The 11,933-nt window shown below is 49.4% G+C and carries 9 protein-coding genes; 8 read left to right on the top strand and 1 reads right to left on the bottom strand.

Features of this window, described 5'->3' with window-relative positions; all coding sequences use genetic code 11:
• The first annotated feature begins 151 nt into the window (after positions 1-151).
• From HY774_23335 to HY774_23300, 8 genes are all read left to right on the top strand, one after another.
• Positions 152-2,461 carry a PAS domain S-box protein gene (locus HY774_23335; protein ID MBI4751424.1) on the top strand — a complete coding sequence of 770 codons (2,310 nt, stop codon included), beginning with the start codon at positions 152-154 and terminating at the stop codon, positions 2,459-2,461.
• A 369-nt stretch (positions 2,462-2,830) separates the two neighbouring features.
• Complete coding sequence (locus HY774_23330; protein ID MBI4751423.1) at positions 2,831-4,669, top strand: PAS domain S-box protein; 1,839 nt, start codon at positions 2,831-2,833, stop codon at positions 4,667-4,669.
• 182 nt (positions 4,670-4,851) lie between these two features.
• The gene (locus HY774_23325) at positions 4,852-5,280 is read left to right on the top strand and encodes a hypothetical protein (GenBank protein ID MBI4751422.1); all 429 of its coding nucleotides are present in this window, start codon (positions 4,852-4,854) and stop codon (positions 5,278-5,280) included.
• 441 nt (positions 5,281-5,721) lie between these two features.
• Positions 5,722-6,645, top strand: coding sequence for a hypothetical protein (locus HY774_23320; GenBank protein ID MBI4751421.1), 924 nt, complete (start codon positions 5,722-5,724; stop codon positions 6,643-6,645).
• 101 nt (positions 6,646-6,746) lie between these two features.
• Positions 6,747-7,856, top strand: a complete 1,110-nt coding sequence (locus HY774_23315) for a hypothetical protein (GenBank protein MBI4751420.1) — start codon at positions 6,747-6,749, stop codon at positions 7,854-7,856.
• Between the two features lie 110 nt (positions 7,857-7,966).
• Complete coding sequence (locus tag HY774_23310; GenBank protein ID MBI4751419.1) at positions 7,967-8,329, top strand: hypothetical protein; 363 nt, start codon at positions 7,967-7,969, stop codon at positions 8,327-8,329.
• Positions 8,330-8,333: 4 nt separating this feature from the next.
• Complete coding sequence (locus HY774_23305; protein ID MBI4751418.1) at positions 8,334-8,735, top strand: retropepsin-like domain-containing protein; 402 nt, start codon at positions 8,334-8,336, stop codon at positions 8,733-8,735.
• A gap of 124 nt (positions 8,736-8,859) precedes the next feature.
• Positions 8,860-9,822 carry a DUF4349 domain-containing protein gene (locus HY774_23300; protein MBI4751417.1) on the top strand — a complete coding sequence of 321 codons (963 nt, stop codon included), beginning with the start codon at positions 8,860-8,862 and terminating at the stop codon, positions 9,820-9,822.
• Positions 9,823-9,866: 44 nt separating this feature from the next.
• Here HY774_23300 and HY774_23295 read toward each other — a convergent pair whose 3' ends face one another.
• Entirely contained in the window at positions 9,867-11,906 is a 2,040-nt protein-coding gene (locus tag HY774_23295) for a tetratricopeptide repeat protein (GenBank protein MBI4751416.1), read from the bottom strand.
• Positions 11,907-11,933 lie beyond the last annotated feature (27 nt).

Here is an 11,933-nt window from a genome sequence, read left to right as displayed (position 1 = left end):
CACACGTGTGCCCTTATACCAGTTTGTAGTCAGTAGTCAGTAGTCAGTAGTTCACTAAGTTCATTTTATTGAATGACTTGACTGTTTTCTAATACGACCGCTTCATTCCAAAATGGTATTACTCATTCAAGCAGCAGAAGTGTATTTCGATATGCTCAATTATTCCTTTTGGATGGTAGGCGGCGGTGTGATTGCCGTGATGCTGGTTCTGTCGGGCGCCCTCGTCTTTTGGCGGCGTATCGGGAATCAGGATGATACCGAGGAGTCATTTGAATCGCGGACACTCAAAAAGCTTCACTCCGTCGTTTCCAGGCCACCGCTTGAGTCACTTGGCAATTACCCGGTCTTGAAGCTGGTCGTGCTGTATCTGGTGATTGGGGCAACCTGGATCTTGTTGTCAGATCGGTTGATTTCCGGGCTGGTTCGCGACCCGGAACTCCTCAGCCAGTTACAAACCTACAAAGGCTGGTTTTATGTTTCGGTGACCGCCCTGTTGCTTGGGGGATTAACCCGGCGGTATTTGAATCAACTCACATTGTCAGAGCGCGAGTTGTATGAAAATCGGAATTTTCTGGCTGGAATCATTGAGTCGGCGTTAGATGGAATCATCATCGTTGACCAGCAGCGAGGGATTGTGCTGTTGAATCGAGCGGCTGAATCCCTGTTTGGTCACACCACAACCGAACTGTTTGGGAAACCGTTGACCCATCTGGTGCCAGATGATGCCCACTTGACAACCGATCCGTCTTTGCCTGGTGCCGCGTCGGCTGGACCGGAACACCTCAGATTGGGAAAGGTGTATATCACATCGGCAGTGCGGTCCACCGGCGAATGGTTTCCCATTGAAGCATCTATCTCTCAAGTGAAAATTGGCCGGCGGGTGGTTTTTACCGTGATTGTGCGTGACATCACGGAGCGCAAACGGGTTCAGGAAGAAATCCAGCGCTTTGTCTCCGGCAATCCAGTCGTGATTTATGCGTTAACCATAGAACCCGAACACCCACGTACCATCTGGGTCAGTAAAAATGTCGTTGACATCACCGGATACACCCTTGCTGAAGCTATGGCAGATGACTGGTGGAAACGCAACATTCACCCGGAAGATCAGGAACGAACAGAAAAAAACCTTCAAGATGTGCATTCTACCGGGCATCAGATTTCGGAGTACCGGTTTCGTCGCAAAGACGGAAGCTATTTTTGGGTCCGCGATGAGTCACGGTTGTTGCGGGACGAGCAGGGAACCCCGACCGAAATTGTCGGCTCCTGGTCAGACATTACCGGGCGTATTGAACTCGAAGACCAGTTACGCCAGTCACAGAAGATGGAAGCAATTGGTAAACTGGCGGGTGGTGTGGCACACGACTTCAACAATTTATTGATGGTTATTATTGGATATAGCGACCTGGTACTTGGACGATTACCCGGAACCGACCCCAAGCGCACCTATGTCGCCGATATCAAGCAAGCTGGAGAAAAAGCCGCCGCCTTGACCCGGCAATTGCTGGCCTTTAGCCGGAAGCAGATCCTGGAGCCGAAAATTCTGGATCTCAACGAAATCGTGACCAATATTGAAAAAATGCTCCGCCGATTGATTGGCGAAGATATTGTCCTGACCTCAGTGTTAAAGCCGGCCTTGGGGAAAGTAAAAGTAGACCCAGGTCAAATCGAACAAGTGATCATCAATCTGGCGGTCAATGCCCGGGATGCCATGCCTGATGGAGGACGGTTGACCATTGAAACCAGTATGGTTGAATTTTCTGAAGAGTATGGTCGCCTGCATCCTGACTACCAGCCCGGCTGGTATGTTCTGCTGTCTTTAACTGATACCGGGTGCGGAATGACGGCTGAAGTCAAAAACCGCATTTTTGAACCGTTTTTCACCACCAAGGCGCAGGGCAAAGGTACGGGGCTCGGGCTGGCGACCGTGTTTGGCATCCTCAAACAAAGTGAAGGTCATATCGAAGTCAACAGCGAAGTTGGGTTTGGCACCTGCTTCAACATTTACTTGCCGGTCATTGAAGAAAAATGGAAGCCTGAGACGGGCTCCGATACGATGGAATTGCTCAGACCGGGGTACGAATCAATTTTGCTGGTGGAAGACGAACCCATTGTCCGTGAAGTCACCAAACAATCGTTGGAAGTCTTTGGGTATCAGGTGAAGGAAGCCGGTAACGGTCAGGAAGCACTCGGTTTGATCAAGACGATCTCTGAACCGATTGCCTTGTTGATTACTGACGTGGTCATGCCGCAAATGAACGGTCGCCAACTGGCTGAACAACTCCGGCTCCAGTTTCCCGACTTAAAAGTACTGTTTATAAGTGGTTACACTGACGATGCCATTGTCAGACACGGAATTATTGACGCCAATGTGGCCTTTCTTCAAAAGCCATTCACTCCAACCGCTCTGGCCAAAAAGGTACGGGAAGTACTGGAAGGGAAGCAGAATGAAGAATGTGGTTAGTGGTTGGTGGTTGGTGGCTAGTGGTTAGAAATCAACACTTTCGAAGCAGAATCAGTCACCAAGAACCAACCACTAACCACTAATGTGAATTAAGGGTTGGAATTGAGGTTTCAAAATTAACAACTTACAGGCAGTAGATTCACCATCTGAAATTTGAGGTTTTGATAAGCCCTTTGTTTTCAATAAACAATTTTTTCAACTCTTCATTCGCATCACTAACCACTAACCACTAACCACTACTGACCACTAACCCAATTCTCCATCCTCCAGTCCCGTATGGCAATTTTGGCAAAAATAAGGTATTGAACCTGCACGCCGACCCTGTACTCCGCACCATCCCTGTTGACCTTCCACTTGAGTGATGCCGCTATGTATGACTTGTCCGTTCTGCTGGATGAATTGACCATTCTGCGACAGGAAAATGAGCAGTTAAAAGGCTACCTGCTTGAGATGTCGCCTGATGCCGTGATTGCGGTGGATCGTGATGGAAAAATTGTTTCAGTGAATCAGCATGCTGAGCAATTGTTTGGATATGACCGCCAGGAATTGCTTGGGCAAACCATGGAAATCCTGATGCCAGAGCAATATCGGGATGTCCATCACTCACACCGGGGTGTGTATTCAAAATCTCCTCATTTTCGGCCAATGGGGAAAACCAACCTTGAATTTTATGCCCTGCGAAAAGATGGGACGGTCTTTCCGGCTGACATCAATTTAAACCCGGTCCAACGAAGCGGAATTGTACTGGCAGCAATTCGGGACATCAGCCAGCGCAAACAGCTTGAGCAGTCCTTGCGTGAAGCCAAAGAACAGGCCGAAGCCGCCGCCCGTGCCAAAAGCATTTTCCTGGCTGGAATGACCCACGAGTTCCGCACACCGCTCAATGGCATCCTGGGATTTATCCAGTTGCTGGAACAATCTCCGACACTGACCGCTGACCAGCAAAAATACCTGGCGGCCATCCAGCGGAGCGGAGAGCACCTGCTCGACATCATTACCGATGTGCTGCATATGGCACGGATTGAAACTGGTCGGATTCAGCTTCAACCTCAGATATTTGATTTGCACCAGTTTTTGCACGAACTGGAAACACGTACCCGGTCCCGCGCCCAACTCAAACACCTGCGGGTGACTTTTGACATCTCATCCAACCTGCCTCGACTGGTGGAAGGCGATGCCGAAAAACTGCGGCAGATTTTGCTCAATTTGCTGGGAAATGCCGTCAAATTTACGGTTTCCGGAAAAGTGACCTTACGGGTTGGCTGGCAGGATGGAATGACTGAATTTGAAGTCGAAGACACCGGTCCCGGCATTACCCCAGAGGCATTACCTCAGATTTTCGAACCGTTTGTGCAGTGCAAAGCCGGAGATGTAGTCATTGAAGGCACCGGGCTTGGGCTGGCGATTTGCAGGAAGTTTGTTGAACTCCTTGGCGGAACCATCGAGGTTACCAGTCAGGTTGGCGTGGGGAGTACGTTTCGATTTGTCATTCCGCTCCTGGTCAAAGAATCAGCCGATGAGGAATCCGGTCACGCCAAACTTGCCCCCACGTTGATCAAGGGTGAAGCGCCGATTCGGTTGCTGGTCGTTGATGACAAATCAGATGACCGGGAATTGCTCCGGATGTTGTTGTCCAGAGACGGTTTTGACGTCCGGGTGGCCACCAATGGTCACGAAGCGGTTTCATACTGGCAGGAATGGTTTCCTCATCTGGTCTGGATGAATATGCGAATGCCGGTGATGGATGGCTATGAAGCAACCCAGAAAATCCGGCAACTTGAGGAACTCTTCCCGCCAGCAGCCGCAAATCGAATGTTTTCAACCAAAATTATTGCACTAACTGCCCATGTACTCGATGACGTCCGACACGAAATTCTGGCTGCCGGATGTGATGATGTCGTGACCAAGCCATACAAATTGCAGACTTTGCTTGAAAAAATTCACTTTCACCTTGGAGTCCGGCATTTACTTGAACCGTCAGCCTCAGCCATTGTCTCAGAAGCTCCCAGTCTGGCCGACCAATTGGATCCAATGGGTAGTGACTGGAAGTCTGCTCTGTACCAGGCTTTGATTGCTGGCGACATCATTCGCGCCGTAGAAATTATCCAGCAGGTGAATCCAACCCATCCTGAACTGGCCCAGGAACTGACTGACCTGGTCAACAATTATCAGTTTGAACCACTGCTGGCGATTCTGGAGGAAGGCTGAGGAATTCGGGTTCCGGGTTCCAACAAGAAAAAGACGAAAAGGACATAAATTCAAAAACCCTGAACCCTGAACCCTGAACCAGATGACAAGGGGACAAGGGGACAAGGGGACAAGGGGATTTTTTTCATCCCTCATCCTTCATCCCTCATCCCTTGAAAGAACCCTGAACCCTGAACCCTGATTTGTACAAAACAATTGACAAGGCGAAAGTAACGGCGTATGGTGCGAATTACATCAAACATGGGAAATTTTCCCAGCATTCTCGTGCTTTCCGGACCTCAGCCACCCGGAAGACTTCACGATCTTCGGCTGATCCAATGTTCAAATGTGAAATTTGTGGGAAGGTCCAGCCGCCTCACACGCGGTCGTACAAAGTTGCGGTCGCTACACGTTTAACCACCTATCCTCCGCGCTTTCGGGCGCATCAGTGCTACAAAATCATCAACGGAAAACCAAAATTCTGCATTCTGAACGATCCTGGCGGGGTTGGTGTCGAGCCTGCTCGTGAAGTCACAGCCTGTTTTGGCTGTGCCGAAGCGGCGCGCCTCAATCAGCCCAAATCCAGGCCCAAACTCCCAGCCAAACGACAGGTTTGGCGGAAAACTGCCTGATTTCCCAGGCATTTCGCGTCGGGAAGGGGTTGTTCCAAAAGACGATTTGTTCGGCTCGCTTTTACCAAAGCTGGTCAAACAAATGACGTGTGTTCTGTTACAAACAACCTTCCCGGTGCGGATCTCTCCTTTCTGGCGGAGCCGCCCGTTGCTCGCCTTCCCGTGTCTTCAAAAATAGACACTGGTAAACCAAAGCTGATGAATGATTTACCAAATAAATCCCAGTTGCACCGATGGCAGAACTCTGTCCTTGATGAGGTTAAACAATGCCTCACCAACAAGACTTTATTTGGAAGCCGGGCAATTGGATATTTGATCTTCGAACATTTGAAATCTGATCCAACCTGGGCCTATCCGGAACGCTGGTTGGATGGCACAGGTGAACTGATTACCAGGGCAATCGGTTCAAATGCCTTCCAGGTCATTGGGTATGTGTGCTGGATGGATGACAGGCTCCAAACAAGCGGAGATGACCTGTTTGATGCTACGTTCCGACTGGTGCAAACTCCTGAAGGAGAAGCACTTGACTACACCATCCGATTTTGTGCCGAAGGGATTGTTCGCCAGATAACGCCAACCGAATTCGACTGGGCACTGGTTGACGATCCAGATGCGTTTTTGCCTGATTTGGATCAACTCTATGGATTGTTGATTCAAAGCTCTGATGAAACGGGGAATGATGAATTTAATAGGCATCGAATACGAATTCACATTGCTGAATTGCTTAGTAAATCTGGTATTCAAGGATATAAAAGACTTCTGGCTGCTCTCGACCAACCGGATTCCACCGTTCATATTTCTGTACTCATTGCAATTGGGTACTTGATTGAGGAAATTGACTTTACTCCGCTGCCGCTGGAACGCTTTTTGAGGGATACTGATGAAACGGTTCGCACCCTGGCTATAGTCACGTATTTTCAAGCTTTTCATCATTTACCTGCTGAGTTCATTCCAGCCAGGGTTGCTCAAGATCTGTTCCAGGTTCTTACTGAAAGCAACTGTCGAATTGTCGGGAAACGATTACTGCGAAGAAGGTTAATCCCTGTCTTTGCCTGGTTACTTGAGCAGGATAAAGGTCTTGTTGACTGGTTGATTTGCAATTTATCTCTGGAAGGAGAAGGAAAATGGTTAGCTGTAAACTGTTTGGATTCAATTCGATCACTGACTGAAGAACACTTTGCCACTCTTTTTCAGATATTTTCAAGCGACATACAACAGAGGGAAAATTCAATTGGGGTCTTCCTCTGGGAAAGAGGCCATCCGCAGGTACGTCAACAATATTGGGACGCTCTGCTCGACAAACAATCGCTGCTTCACCGAGACGCTCACCACCTTATTTTGTTGGCTCTTTGGTATTTGCCGTGAAAATTAGCATTTTGATGAAAATCAGAACCGGTAAGTTCTTTAGAATCAATATTCGTTTTTGAGATTTCGTTCGTTTCCACGGGAAATACCAAAGAGCCATTTTGTTTAAAGAGTACGATTGGCGTGAAGCCCCAGAGTTGATTGCCGGATATTGGAAGCTTGGTGAACCACGAGACAAACTGCGCCTGATTCAAAAACTGGCCCGCCGCCGAAATCGGCTACGGACTGTCAGAGCCCATTTTCGGGAAGTGACCCCGCAAGTGTTGGAATGGCTTCAGCATCCGGAACTTTCTATTCAGCGTGAAGCTGCCGAAGCTCTGGCGGCAATCGGAGAAAACGCTGAACTTGTCGTTCCTGCTCTCCTGGAAAAACTCAGGCCATTTGCTGATAACTCCAAAGACTTCTCGGATGAGTTTGAAGATCGTCCAATGTTTCTTATAAGTTTGATTGGGTCGCTTGCACGGTTTGGCCCGGCAGCAATGCAGGCAATTCCAATGATTTATAAGATTGGGCAAAATCTTGATAATAAAAGATATTTGCTCACCAAAATCATCGAATACCTGCCAGGATTCGGGCCCGAAGGTGTTCGAGCATTATTTTCGCTGGTTCGCCCACGAAAAGATGAGTATGTCAGAGATTGGCGTGTACGTTGTGCCCTGGTACCGTATGGAGGAGCGGTTGTTCCCCAACTCATCGAAGCGATGAACATCCCCGAACTGCAACCGATGGTGGTTCAGACACTTTCGGCGATTGGTCCGGAAGCCAAAGCCGCGATTCCGATTCTGCTCCACGCCTGTCATCATCCAAACACCTGTGGCCGCACGGCACTGGCGGACTGTTTCGGCTGCATTGGGGAAGGTGACCCGGCGGTGATTGCGGCGTTGAGTTCGGCGGCACGCGATGTGGATCTGGAACTTCGGTTGATGGCGATTGATGCGCTTCGAAGAATCGGAAAACCAGCCGCCGATGTCTTGCGTGATCTGATCGAATTTCCTCCAGCCCAGGCACCGGACCTGACGCTGTGCTGGGCACTCAATGCCTTGAGTGAATGTGGCGACGAAAGCCACGAAACCCAGGTTTTATGCCAAAACCGATTGAGTCATCCATCGGCAGGGGTCCGATTCTTTGCCCGGTGCGTCCTGGAAAGGATGGGGGTTCTGACACCCTTGGGACCATCAGTGTCAGGCGAAATTGACCTTTCTATGATGTGATTGCATGATTCAAAACTCCTCTGTAGCTTTTTTTCCTCAAGTCTCGTGTAACCACAAACCACAAGAGAGTAAGCAAACCTGGCCCAGAATAAGAGGTAATCCATAACCCTATGTCAGCAGAGCAGTTAACTGAAGTTCTCGAACAAGTTGGCCAATTGACCAATGATGAAAAATTGGTACTGGCGATTCGGTTGTTGGAAGAAATCCGAACACTGAAACCGAGAAATGAAGGCTTGGATTCACCGAACCCGGTTGGGAAACTTCCCAACTTGATGCGACAAAAAGAACAAGCCTGGATCGAACAACATCGCACTGAGTATGTTGGCCAATGGGTCGCCCTGGATGGAGACCAGTTGATTTGCCATAGTTTCAATGCCGGTGAAGTTTTTGAAACTGCTCGACGGTTGGGGTATTCATCACCTTACGTGATGCAAGTTCAACCATCTGAAGAATTCCCTTTTGCAGGATGGTAACGCGATGTCACATTCACTCAATTTTGAACAATTGTATCTCTATGATACAGATCGAGTTGGGATCACCATCAGTATTGAGTTAAGGCTTCTGGAGCTAGCCGTTACATTTGATGCCCACGTGGATACAGGGGCGAGTTTTTGCATTTTTCAACGTCAGTATGGAGAGGCGCTTGGAATTGATATTGAGAGCGGTGAACGTGTCGTGGTTGGAACAGCAACCGGTACGTTCATTGTCTATGGGCATATGGTGACACTCTCAACTGTGGGATTGGAATTTGACTCTATGGTGTTTTTTGCCAGTCACGAAGGGTTTAGCCGGAATGTCCTTGGACGAAATGGCTGGTTAAACAAGGTTCGGTTCGGATTGATTGAGTATGAAGGAAAGTTATTCCTCAGCCAGTATTGAGGTTGATTGCGACGTTCCAAGGTGTTTTCAATCAGCCAGGTTGAGTGGTGCCGCATGGGAACCAGTCTCTTTTTCAGGAGTCTTTAAAACTGCTCCATCATGTATTTTTCGAAAGAGGTGATCTATGCGATTACTCAGTCTGGTGCTGGTTGTATTGAGTCTGGTGGGATTGGCTGGATGTTCTATGAGTAGAAGTGGCGGTGGTGGTCCTGAAGATTTCAGTACAGCCCCAGCTTCGCCCTCGCCAGTCAGTAAACAAGTGTCTCAACCAGGGTTGACTGTTCGCACTGACAGTGGTGAAGTCCTTCCCCCAGACCAACAGCTCGTTCAATCAGAAAATTCGCAGGCAGCAACCTTTCAAAATCAGCAACGCCTGATCATCCGCAATGCCGAACTGTCGCTGGAAGTTGATTCTCCGTCCGAAGCAATGCGCCGGGTGACCCAGATTGCCGAAGTTCAAAAAGGATTTGTCGTAACCTCTGAATCCAGAGAAATTCGCAGCAGCCAAACCCAATCAAGTCAGGTCGTGACCATGGTTTTCCGGGTGCCGTCGGCTATGTTTGCCGACACGCTCGAAAAAGTTCGGCAGGTTGGGCAGCGCGTGCTCCAGGAAAAAGTAACGGGGCAGGATGTCACCGAAGAATTTCTTGATCTCGAAGCCCGCATCCGCAGCAAAAAAGCCCTTGAAGCCCAGTTTCTGGAAATTATGAAAACCGCTCGAACGGTGTCGGATGCGCTCGAAGTCCAGCGCCAGCTTGCGGAAGTTCGAACCCAAATCGAACAGCTTGAAGGCCGTCGGCGCTACCTGGAAAACCAGTCAGCCCTGTCAACATTCACGGTCACGCTCAATGAGCCCTCGCCAATTGTTTCCACCAATCCGGCTGGGTTCCTGCAAAATATCAAAAAAGCGGTCGCTGAAAGCATTGATCTGGCAGCAGATATTACTTTGGGGATCATTCGGCTGGTGATTTTGCTGATTCCCGTCAGCATGTTGATTTTCCTGCCGATTGGGTTGGTCCTCAGGTTTTTGATCCGGCGCTTTTTCCGGTCGCGGAAAGCAGCTTCTGAAGCTATGAAAACCGAGTAAGTTTTCTCAAGAAAAGTCAATGTTTTGGGAACTCCGACCTTGGTTCAATTGATTTGCTTCAAGTGGGTGTCCTGAGGAAAAACCGGCGTTAATCCAATTTGCTGCAATAAGTCAGTAAAGCGTGGGTCATTTCGCAGGCTCGCAAAGGTGGGAGCAACTTTGAGAAATGGCAGCAGGCTTGACCGGTCTGCAACTGCCTGATTGAGTTGCTGGAATGCCTGATCTTTTTCTCCCAACTCAGAGTAGGCATAAGCCAGCTTCCAGGGTACTGCCTCACTTTGCAGCTCTCCGGCTCGTACCAACTCCACTTTCTTGCGCCAATAGCCTTTGGGTCCAGTCATTAAATATGCCTGTTTGAGTGAATCAATTGCTTCTTGAGGTTTGCCTGTGAGCTTGTAGATTTCGAGTGTTTCCGGGATGGCCTGGTCGAACTTGCCTTGTTGATAATAGGCTTCGCTAAGGCTGGACCGTGCCGGAATAAAACCAGGATCCAGTTCTATTGCCTGACGATACCAGGTCAGGGCCTGACCATAGTCACCCTGGTAAAAGTAAACCCACCCAATGCCAGTTGTGTGAAAAGCTGAGAGTGGATCCAGCTCCAGTGCCCGTTTTCGCTCTGCCAGCGCTTCGTCCAATCTTCCCAATGCCGTCAAATAGGTGCCATAAAAGTTATGTCCATCTGCGTTGTGTGGATTGAGCGCCAGTGCCCGCTGAATTTCGTGTTCCGTACTGACAAAGTCCCAGTCGTAAAAGAACTTATATTTGGCGAGCGAGAGATGGGATTCTGCCAGGGCGTTGTCCAGTTCCAGTGCTTTCCGTACAAACTTTTCCATTTTCGGATAGCTTTCCCGTGGCGGCATAACGCCTAAATACCCAAGCATTTGATAAGAGTCAGCCAACCCGGAGTAAGCCGCTGCAAAATTGGGATCAAGGCTGATTGCAGTCTCAAAATATTCAATCGCTTGGTGTAAGGAAGTTTGGTTCCAGCGACTCCAGAAGAAACGGCCTTTGAGATATGCCTGGAAGGCTTCCGAATTGTCTGTCAGGCGTTTGGAGAGTCGTTGGCGCTCGGCATCCGTCATTTCTAATGCCATGATTTCGGTTACTTTTCGGGCGATGGTGTCCTGCACGGTGAACGCATCTTGCCCGTCTTCGTCACACTGAAAGGACCACAGCGATTGTCCATCCAGAACACGTACCAGGCGCACCGTAACCCGTATTTGGCTGCCTTGTTTTTGAATGCTGCCATCGAGCACCGCATCCACTTTCAGGGCTTGCCCGGCCTGCAATGGATCCAGGGTTGCAAACGAGAGCACCGAACTGGTCGGACGCACGGCCAACCGGCTGAGATTGCTGAGTCGGGTTATTACGACATCAGCCATCCCAATTCCAAGATATTCTTCGCCAGGGTGTGGATTCAGTGATTTAAACGGAAGGACCGCAAGTGACCTGACCGTATCTGTTGCCTCAGTGCTTGCCGATGGTTTGGCTGAGTGATGGTTGGCTTGCCACTGATACCCCAGGCCGAAGATGAGCAGCGCCCCAAGAACAATTCCCATTACCGAGGGCACCGTCGCAGACCGGCGTGGTTTTGAAATGGGTGCCCGCTGTTCCTTGAGTTCCATCGGCAGTGCTGGTGTCGTGAGTTCCAGTAAGGTCTCGCTGCTGGGTGCCGGTTCGGCGCTGACGTGTTCTTCATCAACCACGAGGCACATCCTGGTTGATTGATAGAGGACAACTTCAGTCTCATCTCCTTCGATTTCCCGAACATCGGCCACGAAGCGATACCCACGTTTGGGCACTGTCTCAATATAGAGTGCTTTGTCATCGTCTTGTTTGAGTGCCTTGCGCAGCACCGAAATGTTACGGGTCAAATTGCTTTCTTCGACAAAACTTTCAGGCCAAAGCTCATTCATCAATTCATCTTTACTGACGAGTCGCCCCGCCTGCCGCACCAGAGCCAGGAGCGTTTCAAAAACCTTCGGTTCAAGGGCGACGCCTCGTCCGTGGTACAGCAACCGATGTTCGGCAGGTATGAGGCGGAATGCACCAAATTCATATAAATGCTTATCAGTATTGACCATAGCTGTCCGAAGAATTTCCGAGGAATT

The organism is Acidobacteriota bacterium (assembly GCA_016208495.1).
Classification (GTDB): domain Bacteria; phylum Acidobacteriota; class Blastocatellia; order Chloracidobacteriales; family Chloracidobacteriaceae; genus JACQXX01.
Note: the sequence above shows the minus strand (reverse complement) of the source record. Positions and strands in the feature narration are given on the sequence as shown.

What these genes read in the sequence shown, in the direction of transcription:
- HY774_23335 (MBI4751424.1), top strand. Translation starts at nt 152, where the DNA reads ATGCTCAATTATTCCTTTTGGATGGTAGGCGGCGGTGTGATTGCCGTG.
- HY774_23330 (MBI4751423.1), top strand. Translation starts at nt 2,831, where the DNA reads ATGTATGACTTGTCCGTTCTGCTGGATGAATTGACCATTCTGCGACAG.
- HY774_23320 (MBI4751421.1), top strand. Translation starts at nt 5,722, where the DNA reads ATGGATGACAGGCTCCAAACAAGCGGAGATGACCTGTTTGATGCTACG.
- HY774_23310 (MBI4751419.1), top strand. Translation starts at nt 7,967, where the DNA reads ATGTCAGCAGAGCAGTTAACTGAAGTTCTCGAACAAGTTGGCCAATTG.
- HY774_23305 (MBI4751418.1), top strand. Translation starts at nt 8,334, where the DNA reads ATGTCACATTCACTCAATTTTGAACAATTGTATCTCTATGATACAGAT.
- HY774_23300 (MBI4751417.1), top strand. Translation starts at nt 8,860, where the DNA reads ATGCGATTACTCAGTCTGGTGCTGGTTGTATTGAGTCTGGTGGGATTG.
- HY774_23295 (MBI4751416.1), bottom strand. Translation starts at nt 11,906, where the DNA reads ATGGTCAATACTGATAAGCATTTATATGAATTTGGTGCATTCCGCCTC.